This is a genomic window from Knoellia sp. S7-12, from assembly GCF_040518285.1.
Classification (GTDB): Bacteria; Actinomycetota; Actinomycetes; order Actinomycetales; family Dermatophilaceae; genus Knoellia.
This window is the reverse complement of sequence record NZ_CP155449.1, coordinates 39,122-64,506: the sequence shown is the minus strand read 5'-3', so window position 1 is coordinate 64,506 and position 25,385 is coordinate 39,122. Positions and strand designations below refer to the sequence as shown.

At 68.7% G+C, this 25,385-nt stretch carries 26 protein-coding genes and 1 tRNA gene; 15 read left to right on the top strand and 12 right to left on the bottom strand.

What is annotated here, in order from left to right:
- Window positions 1-35: 35 nt before the first annotated feature.
- Together V6K52_RS00295 and V6K52_RS00290 are read right to left on the bottom strand one after the other, a co-directional pair.
- Window positions 36-118 (bottom strand) — tRNA-Leu (locus V6K52_RS00295).
- Window positions 119-220: 102 nt separating this feature from the next.
- On the bottom strand, window positions 221-922 hold the full coding sequence (locus V6K52_RS00290) for a GntR family transcriptional regulator (RefSeq protein WP_353951911.1): 702 nt from the start codon (window positions 920-922) through the stop codon (window positions 221-223).
- 142 nt (window positions 923-1,064) lie between these two features.
- Between V6K52_RS00290 and V6K52_RS00285 the strand changes: the two genes are divergently transcribed.
- From V6K52_RS00285 to V6K52_RS00270, 4 genes are read left to right on the top strand one after another with little or no spacing between them, the layout of a single operon-like run.
- Window positions 1,065-2,339 carry an NRAMP family divalent metal transporter gene (locus tag V6K52_RS00285; RefSeq protein WP_353951910.1) on the top strand — a complete coding sequence of 425 codons (1,275 nt, stop codon included), beginning with the start codon at window positions 1,065-1,067 and terminating at the stop codon, window positions 2,337-2,339.
- An 8-nt stretch (window positions 2,340-2,347) separates the two neighbouring features.
- Entirely contained in the window at window positions 2,348-3,115 is a 768-nt protein-coding gene (locus tag V6K52_RS00280) for a 5-oxoprolinase subunit PxpA (protein ID WP_353951909.1), read from the top strand.
- Between the two features lie 7 nt (window positions 3,116-3,122).
- Window positions 3,123-3,779 (top strand): allophanate hydrolase subunit 1, encoded by a 657-nt coding sequence (locus V6K52_RS00275; protein WP_353951908.1) that lies wholly within the window; start codon window positions 3,123-3,125, stop codon window positions 3,777-3,779.
- Window positions 3,776-4,642, top strand: coding sequence for a biotin-dependent carboxyltransferase family protein (locus tag V6K52_RS00270; protein WP_353951907.1), 867 nt, complete (start codon window positions 3,776-3,778; stop codon window positions 4,640-4,642). Before V6K52_RS00275 ends, V6K52_RS00270 begins: the two co-directional genes overlap by 4 nt.
- 34 nt (window positions 4,643-4,676) lie before the next feature.
- On the opposite strand, the gene V6K52_RS00265 is transcribed toward V6K52_RS00270, so the two are convergent.
- Both V6K52_RS00265 and V6K52_RS00260 read right to left on the bottom strand, forming a co-directional pair.
- On the bottom strand, window positions 4,677-5,918 hold the full coding sequence (locus V6K52_RS00265) for a glycosyltransferase (protein WP_353951906.1): 1,242 nt from the start codon (window positions 5,916-5,918) through the stop codon (window positions 4,677-4,679).
- 4 nt (window positions 5,919-5,922) lie between these two features.
- Entirely contained in the window at window positions 5,923-6,561 is a 639-nt protein-coding gene (locus V6K52_RS00260) for a MerR family transcriptional regulator (RefSeq protein WP_353951905.1), read from the bottom strand.
- Window positions 6,562-6,667: 106 nt separating this feature from the next.
- On the opposite strand from V6K52_RS00260, the gene V6K52_RS00255 reads away from it, so the two are divergent.
- Together V6K52_RS00255 and V6K52_RS00250 are read left to right on the top strand one after the other, a co-directional pair.
- A complete protein-coding gene (locus V6K52_RS00255) occupies window positions 6,668-7,189 on the top strand; it encodes a DUF4188 domain-containing protein (protein WP_353951904.1) in 522 nt (173 codons plus the stop codon).
- Between the two features lie 98 nt (window positions 7,190-7,287).
- Window positions 7,288-7,893 (top strand): DoxX family protein, encoded by a 606-nt coding sequence (locus tag V6K52_RS00250; RefSeq protein WP_353951903.1) that lies wholly within the window; start codon window positions 7,288-7,290, stop codon window positions 7,891-7,893.
- Between the two features lie 193 nt (window positions 7,894-8,086).
- Here V6K52_RS00250 and V6K52_RS00245 read toward each other — a convergent pair whose 3' ends face one another.
- Window positions 8,087-9,232 (bottom strand): NYN domain-containing protein, encoded by a 1,146-nt coding sequence (locus V6K52_RS00245; protein WP_353951902.1) that lies wholly within the window; start codon window positions 9,230-9,232, stop codon window positions 8,087-8,089.
- Between the two features lie 225 nt (window positions 9,233-9,457).
- Here V6K52_RS00245 and V6K52_RS00240 point away from each other — a divergent pair, with 225 nt between their 5' ends.
- From V6K52_RS00240 to pknB, 6 genes are read left to right on the top strand one after another with little or no spacing between them, the layout of a single operon-like run.
- A complete protein-coding gene (locus tag V6K52_RS00240; RefSeq protein WP_353951901.1) occupies window positions 9,458-10,402 on the top strand; it encodes a DUF3662 and FHA domain-containing protein in 945 nt (314 codons plus the stop codon).
- Window positions 10,403-10,422: 20 nt separating this feature from the next.
- Window positions 10,423-10,956, top strand: coding sequence for an FHA domain-containing protein (locus tag V6K52_RS00235; RefSeq protein WP_353951900.1), 534 nt, complete (start codon window positions 10,423-10,425; stop codon window positions 10,954-10,956).
- A gap of 3 nt (window positions 10,957-10,959) precedes the next feature.
- Window positions 10,960-12,366, top strand: a complete 1,407-nt coding sequence (locus V6K52_RS00230) for a PP2C family serine/threonine-protein phosphatase (protein ID WP_353951899.1) — start codon at window positions 10,960-10,962, stop codon at window positions 12,364-12,366.
- Window positions 12,363-13,745 (top strand): FtsW/RodA/SpoVE family cell cycle protein, encoded by a 1,383-nt coding sequence (locus V6K52_RS00225; protein ID WP_353953829.1) that lies wholly within the window; start codon window positions 12,363-12,365, stop codon window positions 13,743-13,745. Before V6K52_RS00230 ends, V6K52_RS00225 begins: the two co-directional genes overlap by 4 nt.
- Window positions 13,742-15,199, top strand: coding sequence for a penicillin-binding transpeptidase domain-containing protein (locus V6K52_RS00220; protein WP_353951898.1), 1,458 nt, complete (start codon window positions 13,742-13,744; stop codon window positions 15,197-15,199). The genes V6K52_RS00225 and V6K52_RS00220 overlap by 4 nt, the downstream gene beginning before the upstream one ends.
- 7 nt (window positions 15,200-15,206) lie before the next feature.
- A complete protein-coding gene (gene pknB, locus V6K52_RS00215) occupies window positions 15,207-17,090 on the top strand; it encodes a Stk1 family PASTA domain-containing Ser/Thr kinase (RefSeq protein ID WP_353951897.1) in 1,884 nt (627 codons plus the stop codon).
- A 162-nt stretch (window positions 17,091-17,252) separates the two neighbouring features.
- On the opposite strand, the gene V6K52_RS00210 is transcribed toward pknB, so the two are convergent.
- The 5 genes from V6K52_RS00210 to V6K52_RS00190 all read right to left on the bottom strand — a co-directional run bounded on the left by V6K52_RS00210 (window position 17,253) and on the right by V6K52_RS00190 (window position 20,825).
- Window positions 17,253-18,206: a hypothetical protein gene (locus V6K52_RS00210; RefSeq protein ID WP_353951896.1), complete on the bottom strand. Its 954-nt coding sequence runs from the start codon at window positions 18,204-18,206 to the stop codon at window positions 17,253-17,255.
- Window positions 18,207-18,408: 202 nt separating this feature from the next.
- Window positions 18,409-19,062 carry an aminodeoxychorismate/anthranilate synthase component II gene (locus V6K52_RS00205; RefSeq protein WP_353951895.1) on the bottom strand — a complete coding sequence of 218 codons (654 nt, stop codon included), beginning with the start codon at window positions 19,060-19,062 and terminating at the stop codon, window positions 18,409-18,411.
- A 91-nt stretch (window positions 19,063-19,153) separates the two neighbouring features.
- Window positions 19,154-19,366 (bottom strand): hypothetical protein, encoded by a 213-nt coding sequence (locus V6K52_RS00200; protein ID WP_353951894.1) that lies wholly within the window; start codon window positions 19,364-19,366, stop codon window positions 19,154-19,156.
- A complete protein-coding gene (locus V6K52_RS00195; protein WP_353951893.1) occupies window positions 19,366-20,079 on the bottom strand; it encodes a class E sortase in 714 nt (237 codons plus the stop codon). The genes V6K52_RS00200 and V6K52_RS00195 overlap by 1 nt, the downstream gene beginning before the upstream one ends.
- Complete coding sequence (locus V6K52_RS00190; protein WP_353951892.1) at window positions 20,076-20,825, bottom strand: DUF881 domain-containing protein; 750 nt, start codon at window positions 20,823-20,825, stop codon at window positions 20,076-20,078. Before V6K52_RS00190 ends, V6K52_RS00195 begins: the two co-directional genes overlap by 4 nt.
- A 66-nt stretch (window positions 20,826-20,891) precedes the next feature.
- On the opposite strand from V6K52_RS00190, the gene V6K52_RS00185 reads away from it, so the two are divergent.
- Window positions 20,892-21,146 carry a cell division protein CrgA gene (locus tag V6K52_RS00185; RefSeq protein WP_353951891.1) on the top strand — a complete coding sequence of 85 codons (255 nt, stop codon included), beginning with the start codon at window positions 20,892-20,894 and terminating at the stop codon, window positions 21,144-21,146.
- A 298-nt stretch (window positions 21,147-21,444) separates the two neighbouring features.
- On the opposite strand, the gene V6K52_RS00180 is transcribed toward V6K52_RS00185, so the two are convergent.
- Window positions 21,445-22,374 (bottom strand): rhomboid family intramembrane serine protease, encoded by a 930-nt coding sequence (locus tag V6K52_RS00180; RefSeq protein ID WP_353951890.1) that lies wholly within the window; start codon window positions 22,372-22,374, stop codon window positions 21,445-21,447.
- 106 nt (window positions 22,375-22,480) lie between these two features.
- Complete coding sequence (locus tag V6K52_RS00175; RefSeq protein WP_353951889.1) at window positions 22,481-22,999, bottom strand: peptidylprolyl isomerase; 519 nt, start codon at window positions 22,997-22,999, stop codon at window positions 22,481-22,483.
- Window positions 23,000-23,174: 175 nt separating this feature from the next.
- On the opposite strand from V6K52_RS00175, the gene V6K52_RS00170 reads away from it, so the two are divergent.
- Together V6K52_RS00170 and V6K52_RS00165 are read left to right on the top strand one after the other, a co-directional pair.
- A complete protein-coding gene (locus V6K52_RS00170; protein WP_353951888.1) occupies window positions 23,175-24,107 on the top strand; it encodes a hypothetical protein in 933 nt (310 codons plus the stop codon).
- A gap of 206 nt (window positions 24,108-24,313) precedes the next feature.
- Entirely contained in the window at window positions 24,314-25,384 is a 1,071-nt protein-coding gene (locus tag V6K52_RS00165; protein WP_353953828.1) for a PLP-dependent cysteine synthase family protein, read from the top strand.
- The last annotated feature ends 1 nt before the right edge of the window (window position 25,385 follow it).

The following is a 25,385-nucleotide window of genomic DNA, read 5'->3' as shown; positions in this document are numbered from 1 at the left end:
GTTCGGGGTCCTGCTGATGTCCCGAGGGACAAACGTGCGCAAGGGGGGATTTGAACCCCCACGCCCTTTCGGACACTGCGACCTGAACGCAGCGCGTCTGCCGTTCCGCCACTTGCGCTTGGAACTGGTCCAGTGTGCCGCACGCACCCCACGACCTCCAAACCAGATCGGCGTATGCCGTCCTCGCGACTGTCGCCCGCCGGGCGCCTTCGCTGCCCGCTCAGGATCCGGTGGCGTCACCCAACGCGGAAAGCAGGTGCTCGCGCGCGTCGGCGAGATAGTCCGCGAGGGCGGCAGCTGCCGCGGGGCGGCCATCGTCGATGAGCAGGCGCACGATCTCGGCATTGCGCTCGAGGTAGGGCTCGTGGAATTGCGAGTGATCGTTCATGAGGTGGAAGACGAGGCGCATCTCGGCGAGCACCCCCTCCATGAGCTGATCGACCCGCCGGCTGCCGCTGAGCCGGGCGATCGTGCGGTGGAACTCCTGGTTGGCCTGGGCGACGCCCGCGACGTCGCCTCCTGCGGCGGCGCTGCGAGCCCCGTCGACGATCGCCTGGAGCGCGACTGCGGTATGGGGCCCGAAGTCGGGACCACGCTCGAGGGCGACGGGCTCGATGACGAGGCGTGCGGCATACAGGTCATGCACGTCCTCGATGGTCGGGGTGGCGACGAAGACGCCGCGGTTCGGCTCGCGGACCACGAGGCGTTCGGCGGCCAGCAGCGCGAAGGCCTCGCGAATCGTGTTGCGGGAGAAGCCGATCGCCGTGCTGATGGTCTCCTCGGTGAGGCGCGTTCCTGCTTGCAGGGCGCCATCGACGATCTGGGCACGCAGGGCGTTGCCGACCCGCTCTGCCGCCGATGGGAGGGCACTCTCGCCGTCGGGGATGCGCTGCAGGGCGGCGGAGAGGGCGCTGTTGCTCACGACGTCACTCTAGATCGCCGAACCAAAGATTGTTGAACAATAGCCTTGCCGGATTGTTCAACAATCCGCTACCTTCAATCACGGCCACAACGATGTGGTTGCCCCTGCACCAGGGAACTGGTGCCGCACAGGTCGGAGCCCCATGGACGCCAGGACCACCCCGCTCGACGGCACCGAGCCGAATCACCCTGACCAGACGGACCAGACGGATCCGGCGACCCAGCAGGAGCAGAAGGCCAACGGCCGCAGCGCCCTCCTCGGCGCGATGTTCCTCATGGCCACCTCCGCCATCGGCCCCGGGTTCATCACCCAGACCACGAACTTCACGGTCACGCTGGGAGCCGCCTTCGCCTTCGCGATCGTCGTGTCGATCCTCGTCGACATCGCGGTGCAGATGAACGTCTGGCGCGTCATCGGCGTCTCGGGTCTGCGAGCCAATGAGCTCGCCAATCGCGTTGCCCCGGGCCTGGGTTGGGCCCTCGCCCTGCTGATCCTCCTCGGCGGCCTGGTGTTCAACATCGGCAACATCGCCGGCACCGGGCTTGGCACTGACTCGATGATCGGCCTCGACCCCAAGATCGGCGCCATCCTCTCCGCGGCCCTGGCCATCGGCATCTTCCTCGTCAAGCGAGCCGGTGCGGCACTCGACAAGATCGTCGTCGTCCTCGGCCTCGTCATGATCAGCCTGACGGCCTACATCGCCTTCACCAGCAACCCGCCCGTCGGCCTCGCCCTGAAGAACAGCGTGCTGCCGGAGCAGATCGACATCCTGGCCATCACGACCCTCATCGGTGGCACCGTCGGTGGCTACATCACGTATGCCGGTGCGCACCGCCTCATCGAGTCCGGCAACACCGGCCCCGAGCACGCGAGGGAGATCGCCAAGGGTTCGGTCTACGGGATCATCGTCACCGGCATCATGCGCGCGATCCTCTTCCTCGCCGTCCTCGGTGTCGTCCACGGCGGGGCCAAGCTGGCCGCAGACAACCCGGCCGCGAGCGCCTTCCAGCAGGCCGCTGGCGAGTTCGGGCTCCGTGCCTTCGGCGTCATCTTCTGGGCAGCGGCGATCACGTCCGTCATCGGCGCGAGCTACACGACCGTCTCGTTCCTCACGACGCAGCAGACCTCCCCGCGCGTGCGCAACCTCGCGACCGTCGCCTTCATCGCGGTCTGCACCGTCCTCTTCCTCCTGCTGGGCAAGGCACCGGTCAAGCTGCTCGTCTTCGCCGGTGGCTTCAACGGAGTGATCCTCCCGATCGGCTTCACGGTGATCCTGTGGGTGGCCTGGCGTCGACGCGACCTCCTGCGCGGCTACGCCTACCCGAAGTGGCTGCTCTCGGTCGGCGTCCTCGCGTGGCTGCTCACCCTCTGGCTCGGCTACCAGTCCATCACCGGCCTGCGCGCACTCTGGGGCTGAGGCAGCCGATGACGACCATGCAGATCGACCTCAACTCCGACCTCGGCGAGTCGCTGGGCACCTGGCAGCTCGGTGATGACGCCGCGATGCTCGACCTCGTCACGAGCGCCAACGTCGCATGCGGTTTCCACGCCGGCGACAGCCTCACCCTGCAGCAGACGTGCGCCCAGGCGGTCGAGCGCGGCGTCGTCATCGGCGCCCAGGTCGGATACCGCGACCTCGTCGGCTTCGGCCGCCGGTTCATCGACATGGACCCGGCCGAACTGACGGCCGACGTCATCTATCAGGTCGGCGCCCTCGAGATGCTGGCCAAGGTGGCCGGTGGCCGCGTGGCCTATGTGAAGCCCCACGGCGCGCTCTACAACGCGATCGTCCACCACGAGGCCCAGGCTGCGGCGGTCGTGCGGGCCGTCCTCGCGATCGACCCGCAGCTGCCGGTCATGGGGTTGCCGGGCTCGGCCTTCCTCCGCCAGGCCGAGGAGGCCGGATTGCGCACCGTCGCCGAGGCATTCGCCGATCGTGCCTACACCCCGGAGGGCACCCTCGTCTCTCGCCGCGAGCCAGGAGCCGTCCTCCATGACGCGGACGAGGTCGCGCGGCGCATGGTGCGACTGGTGACCGACGGCGTGATCACCGCGATCGACGGGACCGAGATCCCGGTGCGCGCCGATTCGATCTGCACCCACGGCGACTCCCCGGGTGCCGTCGAGATGGCCAAGGCGGTCCGCGCGGCCCTCACCGAGGCGGGCGTCACCATCACCGCCTTCACCGGCTAGGGCTGCCATGTCCGAAGGTGTGACCGTGCGGTTCCTGCCGATGGGTGAGTCTGCCTGGCTCGTCGAGACCGACGACATCGATGCGGTGCTCGCCCTCGACGCCGTGCTCTCACCCCTCGCGAGCGCCGGCGAGGGCGTGTGGGCCGACGTCGACGACCTCGTCCCCGCCGCGAAGACGTTGCTCGTCATGGCCCGGCCCACCACCAACCTCGCCGACCTCGCCGCCGAGATCCGCGCAGCCGCCGGGCGGGCAGGACGGACCGCGATCACCGGCACCGCGACGACCATCGAGATCCCGGTCAGCTATGACGGCCCCGACCTCCAGGACGTCGCCGAGCAGGCTGGCCTCACGCCGGAGGAGGTCGTCGCCGCCCACACCGGGACGCCCTGGCGGGTGGGATTTGGTGGCTTTGCGCCGGGCTTCGCCTACCTCGTCGGCGGCGACCCGCGCCTGGTGGTCGCCCGTCGCGCCGAGCCCCGCACCCGCGTTCCCGTCGGAGCTGTGGCGCTCGCCGGGGAGTTCAGCGGCATCTATCCGCGCGAGTCCCCCGGCGGGTGGCAGCTGATCGGCTCCACCGACGTCGTGCTGTGGGACGCGGACCGCACGCCCCCAGCCCTGCTCGTCCCCGGCACAACCGTGCAGTTCACGCAGGTCCGGTCATGACCCGCAGCGTCGAGATCCTGGTGCCGGGACCCCTGACCACGCTCCAGGACCGGGGCCGCATCGGCCACCTCGCCGTCGGCGTCGGCCGGGCCGGCGCCGCGGATCTGGGCTCCTATCTCCTCGGCGGCCGACTGCTCGGCAACGCGGATGGGGCCGCAGCACTGGAGGTGACGTTCGGAGGTCTGCGCCTGCGGGCGTCGGGTGACCTGCTCATCTGCCTCACCGGCGCGTCCACCCCGGCCGAGGTGAACGGGCGGCCGGTGCCACGAGCTGCCCTGTTCGAGGTCCGGGATGGTCAAGAACTTTCCTTGGGTATGCCGCTCGCCGGCTTGCGCACCTATGTCTCGGTCCGCGGTGGTTTCACCGGGCCGGAGGTGCTGGGGTCGGTCTCCTTCGACACGATGTCGGGGTTGGGCGCCGAGCCGGTCAAGGCCGGTCAGGTGGTGCCCGTCGGCACGCGGACCGTCGGCTTCCCTGTCGTCGACGTAGCAGGAGTCGCCGAACCTCCCACTGGGCTGGTCGACCTCGAGGTCAGGCCCGGCCCCCGACTCGACTGGTTCGCGCATCCCGAACGGCTCGCTCAGACACCCTGGCAGGTCTCGTCACGTAGTGACCGCAAGGGGATTCGGCTCGAGGGCGAGCCTCTCGAGCGCGTTCCCGAGCTGGTGGAGGCCGAGCTCCAGAGCGAAGGGATGGTGCGCGGTGCGATCCAGGTCCCGCCCAACGGCCAACCCGTCATCTTCCTCAGCGACCACCCGGTGACGGGCGGCTACCCCGTCATCGGCGTGCTGCGCCCGGCCGCCGTCGACCGCGCCGCCCAGCTCCAACCCGGACAGGCCGTGCGCCTGCGCTGGGACAACTGACCTCGTCACGCCGCGCGCGAGACACCGCCACGGCTCACCCGCCGAGGAGCTCGACGGCCCGACCGACACCGTCCTCGCGCCGAATTCCTGCACCCACGGCGGCTGCTCGTTGCGCACACTCACCCCGAGCGAACCCTCGCAGCACGTCCGTCAACCACTCCACCGACAGTTCGTGCCGCCGGACCGGCCGCGCACCGACGCCGAGCTCCCGGACCCGCCGGCCCCAATAGGGCTGGTCGCCGATGTGCGACACCACGGCCTGCGGAACCCCGGCACGCAGGGCCGCCGCCGTCGTCCCGGCACCGCCGTGGTGCACGACCCCGCTGACGTGCTCGAAGAGCCAGCCGTGCGGCACGTCGTTGACCACGCGCACCCTCTCGTCGTCGACGGACTCCAGACCCGCCGCCCCCGCATGCAGGACGACGCGAACCCCCGCCAGGCGTGCCGCGTCCGCGACCACCGCACTCATCGAAGTGGCCTCGCGAGTCGACATCGACCCGAACCCGACATATGCCGGAGGCAGACCTTCCTCCAGGTATGCCGCCAGCTCCGGTTCCGGTGCGTACGTTGCCTTTTCGTCGAGGAACCAATACCCCGTGGGCGTCGGGTTGCCCTTCCAGTCCGCTGGTGCAGGGACGACAAGAGGTGAGGCCGCCAGCAGCCCGGGCGTCCGCCTGATCGCGCCGAGGAATCCTCGTCGGCCGGTCTCCGGGAGCCCGAGCTCGGCCCGCAGCCGGTCGCCGGGAAGCGAGAAGACCGACGACATCGCCTGCAGAGTCGCCTGTCCCGCAACGACATTCGCGATCGAGGACCGGGTCGGAAGCACCGGTGACAGCGTCGCCGCACCCGCCCTCGTCGGGCGCATCGGCGCGAGCTCGGCGACGACGTGTCTCCCACCACCGACCGACACCAACGCATCGACGGCGTGGACGGTAATCACCCCACTCACCCACAGTTCAGCGGAACCGACGAGCGGGACGAGAGCCCCGGCATACCCCTGCGTTGACGCTTGCACGAAGCGGCGCAGCGCCGAGAGCTCGTGAAACGGATTGCGGCTCGAGTGGCCGAGCCACTCGACGCCGAGCGGCGACGCGATGAGGTCATCGATCCGCACGCCAGCGGGGACGAAGCCGAGGCCGTGGTGGGTGACGAGGTCCTCGAAGTCGTCGCCTGCGCAGACCGTGACGTCGTGTCCGGCCCGGGTCAGTCCCACGCCGAGCGCCACCATCGGCTGGACGTCGCCGCGTGAGCCTGCGGCCATGATGTTGACCTTCATCGGATCAGTGACTCGCGGTCCGCGACACCGAGATGTGTTGGTGGGCCAGCCGCCGCAGGGCCGCGAGCACCGGGTCGACGAGCACCGTGCCCAGGATGACCTGGCGGATCGCCCCCTCGGGGTCGGCGGGAACGGTCGAGACGTCGATCTCGCCGATCCGCTCGACGTGGTCGGCATAGGCGTTCATCCGCTCCTCGTCTAGCCCGAGTCCCACGTCATCGCAGGCTGCCCAGGCCCGTTCGAGGTCGTCGATCAACGGGTCGTTCGGATGGACCTGCCAACCACGGGCCACCAGCCAGGCCGAAGCCCGGGGACCGCGAGGTTGGTCGGGGGCACTGCCGTCAGATGAGTCGGGGTCCGCAGCACGACCGCTGCCGATAGCTCGCTGTGCCGTCTCGAGGACCGTGATCCAGTCCTGCCCCGGTGAGGTGATGACCTCGAGGACCCGCCCGATCGTCGCGAGCGACAGCCCGCCGACCTCGCTGAGTGCCCGCACGAGTCGCACGCGCTCGACATGGGTCTCGTCGTAGTCCGCCTGTGTCCGGGACACCGCCTGCCCCGGGTGCAGCAGACCCTCGCGCAGGTAGTACTTCAGCGTCGCAACGGACACCCCACTGGTCTCGGACAACTCAGCCAGCCGCACGGCATACCTCCAGGTCTTCGCCAGAAACTCCTTGACATTGGATAGTAGACCTCTCCAAACTGAGAGCAGTCTCAGGTAGTTCCACTATCCCAAACAGGAGCACCTCGTGTCCGAGAGCAGCGCACCCACGACCCACGCCCACGAGGGTGAGGTCATCGTCTTCCTCATCGGCATGACGATCCGCAAGTGGCACCGCCCCGACCTGTGGGTGCCGGTCTTCACCGCCATGCCCAGGATGCTCGCCGAGCTCGGCCGCAACAGGGCAGCAGCCGAGCGGGGAGAAGCCGAGGACCTCGGATTCCTCGGTGCCACAACACTTGTGGGAGCCCAGGGTCCGTTCGTCGTGCAGTGGTGGCGCAGCACCGAGCTGCTGTATGCGTACGCACGACGAGCCGAGAACGCTCACCTCCCGGCGTGGCGGGCCTTCAATGCCGCTGCCCGCAAAAGCCCTGGCGCCGTGGGCATCTGGCACGAGACGTATGCCGTCCCCGCCGGTCACATCGAAACGCTCTATGGCAACGGGGCCAGGGTCGGCCTGGGTCGCCTCACCGGGACGGTCCCCGTCGAGCGTCGTGGACGCGGCGCCCGCGAGCGCCTGGGTGGAACGCTGACCCGATCCGCCAGATGACGGGACCTTTGGCCCGTGCGGACAGCTCACGGTGCTCCTAGCGTCGTAGGTACCGAAGGGAACGTCCCGCCGGATCACCTACCACTGGAGGTAGACACATGAACGCCACCACGCAGACCGAGGCGGTCCGGGGCAGCACGACGACCCGAACCAACAGGCACGACGTCGAAGGCATCACCCACATGGAGGACGTCGTCCGCAACCCGATCGCCCGCTGGGCCCTCGTCGGACTGCGCTACGTCCTCGGGTTCACCTTCCTCTGGCCCTTCCTCGACAAGCTCTTCGGCCTCGGCTACGGCACGCCCGCCGAGAACGCCTGGATCGACGGAGGCTCACCCACCACCGGCTTCCTCACCAAGAACCCCGCCGTCGTCGACGGTCCGTTCGCTGGCTTCTTCGCCAACTTCGCCGGAGGCATCTGGGACTTCCTGTTCATGTTCAGCCTCCTCGGCATCGGCGTCGCCTTCCTGACCGGCGCGGTCCTGAAGATCGCTGCCTGGGGTGGGGCCCTGCTGATGACCCTCATGTACTTCGCGGAGTTCCCCCTCGGCCGCGACGGTGAAGGCTTCACCAACCCGATCTTCGACAGCCACTGGATCGAGGCGCTGGCCCTCATCGTGCTCGCCTACACCTTCTCCGGTGACAAGCTCGGCCTCGGCCGCTGGTGGAGCAGGATCGTCGGCAGCGACAGCATCCTTCGCTGACCGCAGAACTCGGCCGCCGCATCCTTCTGGTGCGGCGGCCGACCCGTGCCCGCTCCGACTTCGGCGAGGACTTCACCGCAGGCGAGGAGCGCCGGGCTCGAGATCACGCGTCAGACCATGGGGCTCGTCGCCCCGTCGTGAGCTCGAACCCGGCGGGCATGCCGCGTGAGCGGCGTGAGCGGCGTGAGCGGCGTCAGGCCAAGCGGACGCGGGCGAGGTGGAACCAGAAGCGTTCGCGGACCGCGTGCCGGCTCGCGTCGTCGATGTCATAGACACCCGCTCGGCCCGACAGGTCGAGCAGGAGGGCGCGGTCAAGCTCGCCCGGAATCGTCGGCTGGGCCTCGCGCAGGGCAAGGAGTGCGGCCGGAGTTGCGGTCCGGCACCACGAGTCAAGAACGGCCTTGGCGACGACGTCGATGAGCTCCGGGTTGAAGACACCGTCCTCATCGACAATGGGCCGCTCCCCGGTCGACGACGACCAGGTGGGTGACGGCTGCGCTGCCGGGAGAACCACCTCGGTGGCCCGCTTGCGACCGAACACCGCCGGGGTCGGGGATGCCGGCTTGGCGACCGTGCCAGCCGCTGAGGTCTTGTCGGATGAGGGCTCGTCGTGCCCAGGCTCGAGGGTGCGCCCCGGTGTCGGGGTGGCAATGGCAATGTCGGCAGGACTGGCGTCCGCGCTCTCGACGGGAGGGGTGGGGGGGACGGGGGAGGCCCCGTTGGGAACGAGGGCCGGCTCCTCGGCAGTGCCCTCCGTGGCTTCGGTCGGGATGAGACCCTCCGCGATCGCCCGGGAGCGCACGCACCGGTCGATGATCTCGGCGTCGATCGGCTGCTCGCCGTCGGCGGCCCTGCGGAGGTGCTTGGAGACGGCGTGACCGTGACCGCTCTGCGCGGGCACGCTCAGCAGGACGACCTGGACACCGGCACTCTGCGCCTCTTCGACGGCCTCGGTGAGGTCGTCGTCCCCGGAGACGAGATAGACGACATCTGCGACGCGTGCCCGACCCTGCAACGCCATGTCGAGACCCAGGCGCACGTCGACGCCCTTCTGCTCGCCGGCATACGACAGGCGTCCGAGCCGGAGTTTGATCCGGGGCAGGAGCCCGATCTGGTCCTGGTGGTAGTCGGGCTGGCCGCCGGAGCGCGCGCCGGAGTCGTACCAGTTGACCCGCAGCAACGGCAGCCCCGAGTCGGCCTCGACCTGGGCGACGAGCCCTGCAATCAGGCCCGGGTAGTCCACCTCGATGCCGCTGCGCAGCGACGAACCGGTGACGCGAGTGGCCGCTGACGCGAGGAGGTAGCCGACATCGACGTAGACCGCGCAGTAGGACCTCATGCCCCCACTGTCTCAACCCGGCGAGCACTGGTGGTCAAGGACGACCAAACTGTCCGTCCCCGGGGGGCCAAAGGCGCGGTAGGTCGCGCGTTTGGCCCCATCAGGCGCCAGCCTCACGAGTCACCACAGTCACGCCGGATAGCATCGTGCCGGACCGACGACCGACCGCGTGACCGACTGCACGACCGACCGCCACACCGACCGCACGACCAAAGGAGGCGCGCCATGGGTCTGTTCGACCGCATGGAGGGCAAGCTTGAGCGCGCCGTCAACGGCGTCTTCGCCAAGGCGTTCCGCGCCGAGGTCCAGCCCGTCGAGATCGCCAGCGCCATCCGCCGTGCCATGGATGACCGCGCCGCCGGCCCTGGCCGTGCCCGCAGCGTCGTCCCCAACGTCTTCACGATCGAGTTGAGCGAGACCGACTACGAACGCCTCACCGACCACGGCCAGGAGCTCGAGAACGAGCTCATCGCCGCCGCCGAGGAGCACGCCGACAGCCAGCACTACCAGCCGGGCGGTCCGATCGACATCCTCTTCGACGAGGACGTCGACCTCGAGACGGGCGTGTTCCGCATCCGCCCCAGCACCGCGAAGCGGCCGCGTGCCACCGGCTTGACCGGCCAGCACCAGCCGGTGCGCCGCTCCACGGCCTACGACGACGAGAACTACGACGACGATGCGTATGCCGGTGAGTCACCCGCCGCTGCAGCCTCACCATCGGTGGTCGCACCCCCCGTGCCGGCCCCTGCCGCGGCCCGTCCGGCCCATCCGGCCCCCAGCCGGCCACGCCGCGAACCGGAGGCCGACGAGCTCGGTGAGACGGCGGCATACCGACCGGCGAAGCCACCTCCCCAGAAGCGGCGGACCAACCCGGCCGACCGACCATGGCTCGACGTCGACGGCGAGCGCTATCCGCTCATGGGCGCCATCACCGTCCTCGGTCGCGACGACAGCGCCGACATCATCCTCGACGACCCCGGAATCTCCCGTCAGCACAGCGAGATTCGCGTGACCCAGGACGGTCCACACACGGTCGCGACCATCCGTGACCTGGGTTCGACCAACGGCACCTTCGTCAGCGGTGAGCGCGTCACGTCGGAGCGCCTCGCCGATGGCGACCGGATCACCGTTGGCCGCACCTCCGTCACCTACCGCGCCGGCCGAAAGTGACAGGAGTGAGCACCACCTAAATGAGCGAACTCACCATCACCCTCATGCGCCTGGGCCTCCTCGTGGCGCTCTGGGCCTTCGTCATTGCCGTCGTCGGCGTCCTCCGGGGCGACCTCTACGGCACCCAGGTCACCTCCCGTCGGGCCGCAACACCGCGCGCGGCCACCCCGCGCCCGGCTGCCCGAGGGGCCAACCCCACTGCGGTGCCGGCCGAGCAGCGCCCCGTCAGCGGCCGCCGCTTCAACGCCCGCTCCGCCGAGCGCGGCCCCAACCACCTGCGCGTCACGAGCGGACCCCTCGCCGGCACGAGCCTGCCGTTGCGCGAGTCCGGCACCCTCGTCGGCCGCAGCCCCGAGTCCGCGCTCGTCCTCGAGGACGACTTCGCCTCCGGTCGGCACGCCCGCATCTTCAAGGGGCCCGAGGGCTGGATGGTCGAGGACCTCGGCTCCACCAACGGCACGTTCATCGGCCAGCAGCGCCTCACCACACCGACTCCGGTGGCAGCCGGGACCGAGATCAGGTTCGGCACGACCGTCGTCGAGCTGCGGAGGTAGCGCGTGGCGATCGCCTTCAACTTCGCCGCCCGCTCCGACGTCGGGATGGTGCGAACCAACAACGAGGACAGTGGGTATGCCGGCCCGCACCTTCTCGCCATGGCCGACGGCATGGGTGGTCACGCCGGTGGCGACGTCGCGTCGTCGATGATCGTCGGCGCCCTCGTCGGTCTCGACGGCGAGTCCTTCTCCGGCGTCGACGCGACTGAGGCCCTGCTGCGCCGGATCACCTCCGCCAACGTGGAACTCGGGCACGTCACCGAGGAGGACCCCGACCTCGACGGCATGGGCACCACCCTCATCGCCATCCTGCGCGCTCGCGACAAGCTCGTCCTCGCCCACATCGGCGACTCCCGGGCCTACGTCGTGCGCGCCGGTGAAGTCAGCCAGATCACCAAGGATCACAGCTTCGTCCAGTCGCTCGTCGATGAGGGACGCCTCACCTCCGAGGAGGCGTCGACCCACCCGCAGCGTTCCCTCGTGACCCGCGTCCTCACCGGCGCCGAGGGCAAGGAGCCCGACGTCGTCGTGCGTCAGGCGATCGTCGGCGATCGCTACCTCATCTGCTCGGATGGGTTGTCCGACTATGTCGCTCGCGACACCATCGACGAGATCCTCACGACCGAGAGCAAGCCGGGGGCCTGCGCCGAACGCCTCGTCCAACTCGCCCTGCGCGCCGGTGCCCCGGACAACGTCACCGTCGTCATCGGTGACGTCGTCGATCTCAACCAGTTCGTGCCGAGCGACTCACCCCAGATCGTCGGTGCCGCTGCCGCGATCCGCCGCCACACCCGCCCGATCCCCGTCACGCCCGCCGCCAAGGCAGCTGCGTTGTCCCAGGAGGCAAGTGGCCGCTCCGCAGATGACGACGTCGAGCTGGCGGAGGAAGGGCCACGTGGGCGGACGGCCACGATCCTGCGTGCCGTCGGGGTCTCGCTGCTCGCAGTGATCCTCCTGGTCGGCGGTGGCTATGCCGCCTGGTCCTGGACCCAGGCGCAGTTCTATGTCGGCGTCAACGATGGGCGGGTCGCCGTCTTCAAGGGCGTCGATCAGACCCTCGGCCCGGTCGACCTCTCGCAGCCCGAGACGACGAGCAGCATCGACATCGACGACCTGCCCAACAGCTATCGCGAACGGCTTGGCCGTGGCATCACCATGCCGACGCGCACCGACGCCGCCTCCCTCGTGCGCAACCTCGAGGTGCAGGCGCAGGCCTGCCGCTTCGCGAAGTCTCAGGGCCGGTCCTGCGGCACCGTTCCGTCCACGTGGACGACACCGACTCCGACCCCGACTCCGAGCGGCACGCCCACCCCATCCGGCACCCCCAGCGGCACTCCCACGGGCCCGGCCCCCACCAGCTCGACGTCCCCGCTCCAGCCGTCGTCCCCGTCCATCAGTCCCAACGCATGACGACCATCTCCTCACTCGCCTCCCGCAAGGGCCGCAACGTCGAGCTCGCGCTCCTCGTCTTCGCGGTCGGCATCGTCGTGCTCGCCTACATCAACGTCGGCATCGCGGTCGAGGGTGCGATCCCGCCGAGCCTGGTCGCCGTCGGCTCGGGCTTCCTCGTCATCACCGCGGTCTTCCACCTCGTGATGCGCTGGCGCGCGCCCTACGCCGACCCGCTGATCCTCCCCATCGCCACCCTGCTCAACGGGCTCGGTCTCGTGATGATCAACCGGCTCGACCTGGCCCGCGGCGACGACCTCGCCGAGGGGATGGCGCTGCGCCAGCTCATGTGGAGCGCGCTCGCCGCCGGCCTGGCGATCGCCGCGCTCATCATCCTGCGCGACCACCGGATCCTGCGCCGCTACACCTACCTCGCAGGTGCACTCGGCTTCGGGCTGCTGGTGCTGCCGCTCGTGCCCGGGCTCGGGCTTGAGAACTACGGCTCCCGCATCTGGATCAAGCTCGGGCCGTTCTCGTTCCAGCCCGGAGAGATCGCCAAGGTCGTCCTCGCGATCTTCTTCGCCGGCTACCTCGTCCAGACCCGTGACGCCCTGTCCGTGGCTGGCCGCCGCATCCTCGGGCTCACCCTGCCCCGGGCCCGCGACCTCGGCCCGATCCTCGTGGCCTGGATGCTCTCCGTCGGTGTCCTCGTGCTCGAGAAGGACCTCGGCTCCTCCCTCCTCTTCTTTGGCCTGTTCGTCGCGATGCTCTATGTCGCCACCGAACGCACCTCGTGGGTTGCCCTCGGTCTGATGCTCTTCGGGGTCGGCTGCTGGGTCGCCAACATGCTCTTCAGCCACGTCCAGCAACGGGTGCTGCTCTGGCTCGACACGTTCAGCCGCGAAGCCCTCGACACGTCCGACCAGCTGGCCAAGGGCATCATGGGCATGGGCTCGGGCGGCATGTTCGGCACCGGACTCGGTCGCGGGCGCCCCGACCTCACCTACTTCGCCGAGAGCGACTTCATCATCCCGAGCTTCGGTGAGGAGATCGGCCTCGTCGGACTCTTCGCCCTGCTGCTGCTCTATGTCCTCCTCGTGGAGCGCGGGCTTCGCACCGCCATCGGCGCCCGCGACGGCTTCGGCAAGCTCCTCGCATCGGGCCTCGCCTTCTCGGTCGCGCTGCAGTGCTTCGTCGTCGTCGGCGGCGTCACGCGTGTCATCCCGTTGACCGGCCTGACCATGCCGTTCCTCTCGCAGGGCGGCTCCTCACTCCTCGCGAACTGGACCCTGGTCGCGCTCCTCCTGCGCATCAGTGACCACGCTCGCCGACCTGTCCCCGACCCGGAAGCTCCCAGCCCTGTGGCCAGCGACCAGACCCAGGTGGTGAAGGTGCGATGAACTCACCGATCCGCCGCCTCTCCTTCGTCGTCGCGTTCCTCTTTGCGACGCTCCTCGTCTCGACGACGATGATCCAGTTCGTCTATGCCAAGGATCTCAATGCCCGGCCCGACAACCGGCGCACCCTGCTCAGCAGCTATGCCCGCGAGCGCGGACAGATCCTCGTCGGCGACACCGCCATCGCGAAGTCCGTCCCCGCCAGCAATGAGTTCAAGTGGCTGCGCACCTATCCCGGTGGTGCGGCCTACGCCCACATCACCGGCTACTACTCCTTCTATGGCGCGGGCAGCGGCCTCGAGCAGGCCGAGAACGGCCTCCTCTCGGGCAGCAGCGACAAATTGGCCTTCCGCCGCGTCTCCGACTTCTTCACCGGACGCAAGACCTCTGGCGCCAGCCTCGAACTCACCATCGACCCCAAGGTCCAAGAGGCCGCGATCAAGGCTCTCGACGGCCGCAAAGGATCCGCTGTTGCGGTGAACCCGTCAACTGGCGAGATCCTCGCCATGGTGAGCAACCCCGGGTTCAACCCGGCCACGCTCTCGGGCCACGACCTCACCAAGGTCGAGAAGGCATACAACGGTCTGAACGCAGACCCCAACAAGCCGCTCGTCAATCGCGCCATCGGCGGCGACCTCTATCCGCCCGGCTCGGTGTTCAAGATCGTCACCGCCGCGGCAGCCCTGTCGAGCGGGAAGTTCCAGCCCGACTCCGAGCTGCCCGGCCCGGCCGAGCTCGACCTGCCGCAGACGACGGTCGGCCTGCCCAACATCGGCAACCGGTCCTGTGGCGACAACGACAAGACGACCCTCCTCAACGCCATGGAGATCTCGTGCAACAGCGCGTTCGGCTTCCTCGGTATGGAGCTCGGCGCCGACGCACTGCGTGACCAGGCCGCGAAGTTCGGTGTGGGAGACCAGCTCTCGATCCCGATGAGGGTCACCCCGAGCAGCGTTCCGGCCGAACTCAACCAGCCGCAGCTGGCGCAGTCGGCCGTCGGTCAGTACGACGTGCGTGTCACACCGCTCCAGGTCGCGATGTTCAGTGCCGGCGTCGCCAATGCGGGTGTCGTCATGCGCCCGCACCTCGTGAAGTCGGTGCTGTCGAGCGACCTCAGCGTCATCGAGCGCGCCGAGCCCGAGCAGCTCTCAGAGGCCACCACCCCCGAGGTCGCCGCGCAGCTCACCGAGATGATGGAAGCCGTCGTCGAGAACGGCAGCGGCAAACCCGCCCAGATCGACGGAGTGCGCGTCGCCGGCAAGACCGGGACCGCCGAGACCGACCGGGTGGCGCGCGCGCACGCCTGGTTCACCGGGTTCGCACCCGCCAATGATCCGCAGATCGCTGTCGCCGTCGTCGTCGAGAACGGTGGCGACCCCGACAGTGAAGCCCGTGGAGGTGGCGCCGTGGGTGGCCCCATCGCCAAGGCGATGCTCGAGGCTGGACTGAAGAAGTGAGGGCGCAATGAGCGAGGATCCCCTGCTGCTCGGGGGCCGCTACGAAGTGGGAGAACTCATCGGTCGGGGTGGCATGGCCGAGGTGCATCTCGGCCACGACACCCGTCTGGGGCGTCAGGTCGCCATCAAGATGTTGCGCAGCGACCTCGCGCGCGACCAGTCCTTCATCAAGCGGTTCCGGCGCGAGGCCCAGTCCTCGGCCGGACTCAACCACGCCTCGATCGTCGCGGTCTACGACTCGGGGGAGGACCACTCGATCGAGTCCGGGGGCGCCAAGGTCGCGGTGCCCTACATGGTCATGGAGTACGTGCAGGGGCGCACGCTGCGCGAGATCCTCACCGAGCGCGACAGGCTCCCCACGCAGGAGGCCTCGCAGATCACCGAGGGGGTCCTCGACGCGCTTGCCTACAGCCACCGCATGGGGATCGTCCACCGCGACATCAAGCCGGCCAACGTCATGGTCGCCGCAGGCGGCTCCATCAAGGTCATGGACTTCGGCATCGCCCGAGCCATCGCCGACTCCGCAGCGACGATGACGCAGACCCAAGCCGTCATCGGCACCGCCCAGTACCTCTCACCCGAGCAGGCCCAGGGGCACAATGTCGACGCCCGCTCGGACCTCTACTCAGCCGGCTGCATGCTCTATGAGCTCGTCGTGGGCCGCCCACCGTTCGTCGGCGACAGCCCGGTCTCCATCGCCTACCAGCACGTTGGCGAGCAGCCCGTGGCACCTTCACAACGGGCCAGCGAGGTCGATGAATCGCTTGACGCCGTCGTCCTCCACTCCCTCACCAAGGACCGCGAGAAGCGCTACCAGGACGCCAACGCCTTCCGCAACGACCTCCAGGCGGCCCGTCTGGGGCGGCCGATCAGTGCGGCCGCGATGGCATCGCTCGCGGCGCTCGCCGCCGGACCTGCCGCCATCAACACGTCCGAACCCACAGAGGTGTATGCCGCCACGACCCGTCCCCGAGACGACTCACCTGAGCCTTCGCCCGGTTCGACGACGTCGACGTTCCCCGCCGCCGTCGACCCGTCAGAGCGGCGCAAGCGTCGTGGGGCGACCTACGTCATGCTGACGCTCGGGGTCATCGCGGCACTCGCGCTCCTCGGATTCGGTGCGCAGCAGTATCTTGAGATGCGCGAGGAGGCCCAGAAGGTCTCCGTGCCCGTCCTCGAGGGCAAACCTCGGGCAACGGCTCTCAAGCTGTTGAGCGACGCCGCACTCACCTCGACCCAGACCACGGCAAAGAGCGACACCGTCCCCGAGGACTCGGTCATCTCACAGACCCCGGGTGCCGGCTCCCGGGTCGACCCCGCCGAGACCACGGTCAGGCTGGTCATCTCGACCGGCCCTAACGCCGTCGTGGTCCCCAACCTCGCCGGGAGGACGGTCGCTGAGGCAACCGACCTGCTCGAACGAGCGAAACTCTCGGTCGGGCGGACCGTGAAGGTCAACACCGATGACCAGCCCAAGGACGCCGTCGTCTCGACCGATCCCGCCGCTGGGGCGTCGCTGGCGCCCGGCGAGGTCGTCAACCTCAATGTCGCCTCGGGTCAGGTCGCAGTTCCCAAGCTCACCAACCTCACCCAGGACGCGGCCTCCGCCCTGCTGAGCTCGGTCGGACTGAAGGCCAAGACCGATTATGAGCAGACGTCGCGGGCCCGGGAGGGCACGGTCATCGAGCAGAAGCCCGACGAGAAGGACCTCGTTGCCGTGGGATCCGAGGTGACGATCGTCGTCGCGCAGAGGGTCCCCCCACCCCCGCCGGCCCCGACGACGCCGTCAACGACTCCTACACCCTCGGTCACCCCGAGCACGACGCCCACCCCGAGCGCAACGCCGACGCCCACTCCAAGCCCGTCGAGCACACCGTCCGGAGCCCCCTGACGCTCCCGGTCACTGCTCAGCTGGTCCGCGCAGCCCCCTTCCCGCCTCTCGCACGGCCTACTGCACAGTAAGTGGGGTGATCACCCCACTTACTGTGCAGTAGGCCGTGCGGTGGGTCGTGCGCCGAGTTGCGAACCGTTCCGGCAGAAGCCCCAAGTCAGGTCAGGCCGCTTGTGGCTGCGCAACGACGGCGGGGCGTTCACGCCGGTGCGCCGCGGCGTAGGCCGCCTCGATCCTCTGCAAAGTCCCACGCGGGTTGCGGCGAACCCCGGTCGGTGTCACTCCAAGGACCACAACACCAGCGGCCACGAGCTCGCCATCACGGTCAATCGTGTCGACGAACTGCTCGCCGTTGGCGTGGTACTCCTTCGAGTGGACCATGACCGCCATGGCGACGTCGTCGAGCCAGAGGTCTGGGGTGATGAGTTTGCGACCGTTCGCGTCAACAAGGTGTGGGTTCGTCATGACCTCAGGCAGCACGAGGGACGTCCCCATGAGATCGAGGACCTCTGCTTCGGGGACTGACCACACGCCAAGCGCGGCCGTCTCCAGCGCCGGCAGAACCTTCGCCACGTCGCACGGTCGGAGCCGGTAGCACCACTCGGCCAGTTGGTCGACGGTTGTCAGATCGCGTTGGACAGCCTCCACCAGGAGGGCGGTCCGGTTGCTCGCGCGGCGTTCCTCGATTGCCGCGTCAACACAGGCACGGGCGACCGACGAGACTCTCATGCCGTCACGCACGACCACCCCTGCGTCATCGAGGAGGCTGCGCCGGATGTTTGTGTACCCCCGCCGCCGGCTCGCTTGCGAACCGGGGACCACGACATGAACTCGGCCCCGCTGATCAGCGTTCTTGAGCCCGTGCACCGAAGCGGCGGTCATGCCTGCCAACGCCGAGAGAGGGCCAGCAAACAACAAGGCGCCCATCCGCCGCTGCTTCTCGCTCGCGTGCACCTCATTGGTGACGTAGGTGCACGGCAGGATGACCCGCCATGACCTGCCAGCATTCCATCGGATCGCCTCCTTGGAGACGCCGTGCCGGAGCAGCTGTTCACGTGTGACGACGCCGAACTGTGCCGCGAGCACACCGCTCAAGGTCTCGGGAAGTGGCTTCATGGCAACAGCATTCGAGGCACCGGCGCCGACCGCACCTCCCACAAGCAGAACTGTGGACAGGGTGCCGCCGGGGCACGCGCCTGTGGATGACGGAAACCCCTGTGATCACACCACCCACTGCACGACCTACTGCACAGTATGTGGGGTAATCACCCCACTTACTGTGCAGTAGGTCGCGCAGTGGGTCGGAGGGTGGCGCGGGTCAGCCGGTGACCCTCGCGGCGACGTCGGCACCGTCGTGCACCAGCGGGCTGAGCCCGTGGGAGAGCTCAACCGCTCCGGGATCGCCGCACAGCTCGAGCCAGTTCGCGAGGAGTCGGTGTCCGCCCTGCGTGAGGACGGACTCGGGGTGGAACTGCACACCGTGCAGCGGCAGCTCACGGTGTTGGACGGCCATGATGATGCCGCTCTCGGTGTGGCCAGTGCTGACAAGCGACTCGGGCAGGCTGGGCGGCTCGATCGTCAACGAGTGATAGCGCGTCGCCGTGAAGGGTGACGACAGCCCGGCGAGCACGCCCTCGCCCGAGTGGTGGACGAGCGAGGTCTTGCCATGGAGCAGCTCGGGCGCCCGCCCGACAACCCCACCGGCCACGACGCCGAGCGCCTGGTGACCGAGGCAGACCCCGAGCATCGGCTGCGCCCGCTCGCCACACGCCTCGATCATCGCCATCGAGACACCGGCTTCCTCGGGCGTCCCAGGGCCCGGAGACACGAGCACACCGTCGAAGTCAGCACCGTCAGCCGCGGCGATCGCGTCGTTGCGCACGACCGTGCACTCGGCGCCGAGCTGCTCGAGGTAGCCCACAATCGTGAAGACGAACGAGTCGTAGTTGTCGATCACCAGGATATGGGTCATTCGACGACAATCTGAGGACACGAGCGACGAAGGAGCGAGGCCCGGAAGATCGAGGAGAGTGATCGGAAAGGTTCAGTCGGGGTGGCGTTCATCAGAGGTCCTCACGGAGCGAAAACAATTGGGGCAAAAGGGCTGCGGTGCCGGCGTCGGTGCCGACAGTGGTCTCGCCATAGGGCATCCAGGACGCCACCAGTGGGAAGACCCACTGAAAGCACACCACGATGACGACCGCGAGCAAAACGACGACCAGGAGAGCCTTGAGCGCGACCGGACCCGGAAGCGCTCGCCAGAGAGCGGCATACATCAGGCTCCTCCTGTCGCCGCGGGAACGGGAGCCGAGACCTCGAGCGATGGCGCGCCCTGTGCCCGGGTGCGCGTCTCAACCAGTTCGGCGTGCACGATCCAGCGTTGCCTCGCGCTGAACCTCGGGTGGCAGGCCGTGAAGGTCAGCAGCCGCTTGGTCGGCACGGCCGTGCGATCACCGGGCACGGGCGCGATGACCTCGGACTGCGACGGACGGACGATCTCGTGCGAGGTCACGGCATACACGGTCCATCCGTCCACGGACTCGACGACGATTCGGTCACCGTCCTGCAGCCGGTCGATGTCGGAGAGCGGCTTGCCGAAGGTGTTGCGGTGCCCGGCGATGGCGAAGTTGCCCACCTCGCCCGGTCCAGCCGTCCCGGGATAGTGCCCCAACCCTTCGGCAAGGTCCTCGGTGCTGATGCCCTCGACGAGGGGACGCGCATAGTCGGCGCCGAACCGCGGCACCCGCACGATCGCGAACGCCTCACCCGGCAGCTCGGGCGCAGCCGCACTCGGGTCAGGCGACGACTGCGCACCGAACTCGCGCGACAGCGAGGACACCGTGGCGGCCTGCGCCCGGTCCGACTCGACGTCGGTCCACCACAACTGCCACACGAGGAAGAGCAGCACGAGCGCGCCGAGTGTCATGAGCAGCTCGCCGACGACGCCCGCGGCTCCGGCGACGGCACCGCCGCGGCGGGTTCGGCTCACTCCGCGGCCGTGGCGTGCTCAGGAGTGATCGAACCGGCGTATGCCGGGAACTCCAGCCGGTCGTGCGTCGTCACCTCGTAGCCGAGGCCGACCGCCTTGACGTACTCCTGGTAGATCTGGATCTCGGGGGACTGCCCGAGGATGTCGCGGAGACTGTCGGGGTCACCGATCGCCCTGATGCGATAGGGCGGCGAGTAGACGCGCCCCTGAAGGATGAGCGTGTTGCCGACGCAGCGGATGGCACTCGTGGCGATGATCCGCTGGTCCTGGATCATCATGGCCTCGGCGCCGCCAGCCCAGAAGGCGTTGACCACGGCCTGCACGTCCTGCTGGTGGACGACGATGTCATCGACCGTGCGGCCGGGCGGGAGACGGTCGCTGGTCAGATCGGAGTCGTCGAGCTGGACCTCGACGGCTGGCCCCTCCACGGCGGTGCGGCCCGCGCTGACACCCAGGGCGTCGGCCTTCTCGTCGAGCCCCTGGATGACGGTGTTCCCCGGAGCGCTGTCGCGGGTGAGCTCGTCGACCTCGAGCGTGAGCTTCTGGAGGTCGCCGGTCATCCGGGCGTTGTCCTGCGTCTGCTCGCGGATGATGTCCGGCAACCCGGCGGCGTCGGAGCGCAGACTGCGCCCCTGCGCCACGGTGCCACTGGTCGCGAACAGGATGCCCGCAAGGACGGCCACGATCGGCACGAGCACCGACCACGGGCCTGGTCGCGTCGTGAGGAACGCCTTGCGCTGCGCCACGTTCAACCCCTCTTCCTGTTCAGGCTCTACGCTAGGCCACGACACCACACGCCAAGGAGACAGTCCGTGCCAGAGTCCAAGGGCCGCGCAAAGCCCGCATACACACCGCCCCGCACGGCGCAGAGCCGGGTTTCCAAGCCGAACCCGCGCTGGTTCGTGCCGCTCATGCTCGCGCTGATGGTCATCGGGCTCATCTGGGTCGTGACCTACTACATCTCCGGCGCGAAGGAGTACCCGCTGCCGCAGATCGGCCGCTGGAACCTCGGTGCCGGGTTCGCCTTCATGATGGCCGGCTTCCTCATGACGACCCGCTGGCGCTGACGACTCCGCCCACTTGCTGAACGGCCCCTGACCTTCGTGGTCAGGGGCCGTTTCGCTGTGTTGGGGCCACAGATTCGGGTATGCCGTGTGCACAAGTCTGTGGACATCTCCGAGTTATCCACAGCGGTTGTCCCCAATGTGGATGAATGACATCGATGTAATCCACAGGCTCTCGGGTTCCGACTCCGGCTCGCATTCACCCGGTTTCGCGCTGTGCACTGCTGCGCCAGAGCGCAGCAGTGCACAAAAAGTCGGGTGGGCGCGTGCGCTGCTGCGGCAGGGCGCAGCAGTGCACAGCTCAGATCGGGGAGGTGGTGAGGAAGTACTTCGCCACAACGAGGACGACGAGCACTGCGGTGATGGCTGCGAGCGCGATCCAGTGGATGGCAAAGCTCGCCCGCTGGGTGCCGCCAGCCTCGGGCCGCTTGCCCAGGTAGGCGAAGACCGCGGCACACGCCAGCCCGACGAGGAACCCGCCGAGGTGGGCCTGCCACGCGATGCCGGGGATGACGAAGCCGATGACGGCGTTGATGCCGATCGTCGCGTACATCGTCGCGGCGGACCGGCCGAGTCGGCGCTGCAGGATGAGGAACGCCCCAAAGAGGCCGAACACCGCACCCGACGCCCCGACCGCTGGCGTCTCCCACGCGCCGAAGTCGCCCCGGTTGAGCTCGTCGACCGTGTGGGGGAAGGCCAGGAGCAGGTAGACGACCGAACCACCGAACGCGGTGATCAGATAGAGAGCGGCGAACCGGGCCCGACCGAGCATCGGCTCGAGGTAGCCACCCATGATCCACAGGGCATACATGTTGAAGAGGATGTGCAGGATCTGCTGCGGGCTGTGCGCGAACGCCGACGTGAGGAAGCGCCACGGTTCGGTGTCACCGAGGTAGGGCACGAACGCAACCTCGTTGGTGACGCGCGGTGAGGCCATCTGGCCGAGGAAGACCAGGGCGCAGATCCCGATGATCGTCATCGTGACAAGGGGACGCCCACCGACCGCGGCGACGTCACCACCAAAGATCGTCCGCCCCTGCCGCACCGACTTCGCGCCCTCACGGACGCAGTCGACGCACTGCACACCGACAGCTGCCGGGCGCTGGCACTCGGTGCAGACCGGCCGCCCGCACCGCTGACACCGCACATAGGACACACGGTCGGGGTGGCGCGGGCAGACCGGCACCTCTTCTGGAGTGCCGGTCTGTTCGTATGCCGTGGGCTCGCTCACCGTCGCGAGTCTAGTGGCGCGGTCTGAACCTTCCCTGAATGCGTCGAGCGCCCCACCGGCCCGATGGGACGGTGAGGCGCTCGGCGTGATGAAGAGCTGTGGAGGCTCAGGCCTCGACGTCGAAGCTCTCGATGATGACGTCGTCCTTGGGCTTGTCCTGGCCACCGGTGGCGACGGAGGCGATCTTGTCGACGACGTCGCGGCTCTCCTGGTCGGCGACCTCACCGAAGATCGTGTGCTTGCCGTTGAGGTGCGGCGTGACACCGACGGTGATGAAGAACTGGGATCCGTTGGTGCCCTTGCCCGCACGCTTGCCGGCGTTGGCCATGGCAAGGAGGTAGGGGCGGTCGAACTGGAGCTCCGGGTGGATCTCGTCGTCGAATGCGAAGCCGGGGCCACCGAAGCCCTGGCCGAGCGGGTCGCCGCCCTGGATCATGAAACCGGGAATGATGCGGTGGAAGATCAGACCGTCATAGAAGCGGTCCGGGTTGGTGCGGCCTGCGTCGTCCTTGAACTCGAGCTCACCCGTCGCGAGGCCCGTGATGGTCTTCACCGTCTTGGGAGCCTGGTCCGCAAAGAGGTTCAGGTTGATGGTGCCGTGGTTGGTCTTCAGAGATGCCTTCATGCCTCCACTCTATGGGTGCCCTCTGGGTGCGCACACCCAGAGGTGAGCGGCCCGCAAAGGGTGCGCGACGGCATACCCAGAATGTGGTCTTGGGGGGCACCCCAACTGTCATGACCAGCGGAAACAGTGTTTGATGGGAAGCAGGAGTTCAATCGTCCATCGCTAGGAGAACGCCGTGTTCCGCACCAAGAGCAAGACCGAGCAGGCGCGCGAAGCCGTCGCCGCTCGCGTCGAAACCGCCGCCTCCACCGCATCCGACGCCACGTCGGCGGCACAGTCCACCGCTGCCGACTTCACGTCGCGCGTTGCAGACCTGAAGGACAAGGCGGCCCCGCGCGTCGAGAGCGCCCGCGAGACGGCCCGCAGCTACGCCGACCAGGCGGGGCCCAAGGTCCACGAAGCTGCTGACCACCTCGCGCCGAAGGTCCAGGACGCCAAGGACACCTTCGTCGACGAGATCGTCCCCAAGCTGGCCACCGCGCTCGCAACCGTCCTGGCCGGTGCTGCTGCCGCCAAGGGTGCCGCGTCCGAGGCCGCTGACCGCGCGCCAGACGCCTACCACGTGCTCAAGGGTGACGCGATCGCCAAGCCGACCAAGCGTGGCGGCAAGGGCCTGCTCCTCCTCGGCCTCCTCGCTGCGGGTGCCGCGGCCCTCGCCTGGAAGAAGTCGACCGAGAAGAAGGACCCATGGGCGACCGCAGGTGCCTACACCCCACCCGGCGAAGGACGCAGCTCGACGGTCGGCGGACACGCCTCGGCCAACGGTGCGTCCGTCGGCGACAAGGTGACCGACCTGGCCGCCGCCGCCAAGGAGAAGGCTGCTGCTGCGGGTTCGGCCGTCAAGGACAAGGCCGTCGAGGCCAAGGACGCCGCGTCCGACAAGGCCGCTGAGGTCAAGGACAAGGCCACCGACAAGGCCGACGAGCTCGCCGATGAAGCCGAGGCCTCCGAGTTCGGTGGCGAGCCCACGACCGAGACCGCCGTCGAGGGCGACGCCTGGTCCAGTGCAGGCGAGTGGGCCGAGGGCTCCGCTCCCTCCACGTCGGGCACGTCCGAGACCTCCGACCTCTCGACGCCCCACCTGGACAAGGGCCACGACAAGGCCTGAGTCACGCCCAATCGCTCCACGAGAGGCGGTATGCCGGGTGCTCACCCGGCATACCGCCTCTCGTTTTTGCTTGTCCCCCGTTGTGTCTGCGGATGCGGCGGCCAGAGCCACCCCAGGCGCAGACCCAGCGCCGACACGTGGCGGATAGGTTGAGCGGCATGTCTTCGCCGACCCCACCCGCTCCCTCGCCGCTGGTCGACACGGGGATGCGCACCGGGCCCGACCGGGCCTGGGTGCGCGAGGCGATCCGCAAGCTGCGGGCCGATGCGATGCGCACCTCCGACACCCACCTCATCAAGGTGCACCTGCCCGGATGCGACCGCGTCGACCTCTATCTCAAGGACGAGTCGACCCACCCGACGGGCTCGCTCAAGCACCGGCTGGCGCGCTCGCTCTTCCTCTATGGGCTGTGCAACGGGATCATCGGCCCGCGCACCACGGTCGTCGAGGCGTCATCGGGGTCAACGGCGGTGAGTGAGGCGCACTTCGCACGGATGCTCGGTGTGCCGTTCGTTGCCGTCATGGCGTCGTCGACGTCGCCAGCCAAGATCAAGCTCATCGAACGCGAGGGCGGGACGTGCCACCTCGTCGATGACCCGACGACGGTCTATGACGAGGCGCGACGGTTGGCCGACGCGGCTGGCGGGGTCTATCTCGACCAGTTCAGCAACGCCGAGCGGGCGACGGACTGGCGCGGCAACAACAACATCGCCGAGTCGATCTTCGAGCAGATGTCGATGGAGGAGCACCCCGTCCCGGCATGGATCGTCGTCGGTGCAGGGACGGGCGGGACGTCGGCGACGATCGGTCGCTACGTCCGCTACCAGGCGCTCGACACCCGGGTGTGTGTCGTCGACCCGGAGCGGTCAGCCTTCCTGCCGGCGTGGCAGGGCGACGGCGAGGCACGGTTGGCGCCGTCGCGGATCGAGGGCATCGGGCGGGCGCGGCTCGAGCCGTCGTTCCTGCCGCTGGTCGTCGACCGCATGCTCGGCGTGCCCGACTGCGCCTCGATCGCGGCGATGCGATTCCTGCGTGAGCGCACCGGAATTCACGCCGGACCGTCCACCGGGACCAACATCTATGGGGCGTTGCGTCTGGCTGCGGAGATGCAGGCCTCCGGTGAGGCGGGATCCATCGTGTCGCTGGTGTGCGACCGCGGCGACCGCTACGACGACACCTACAACAACGACGCGTGGGTGGCGCAGAAGGGTCACGACCTCGCGCCGTATGCCGCGGTGCTGGCCTCCGCGTGGGACGAGGGCACCTGGCTCGGCTGAG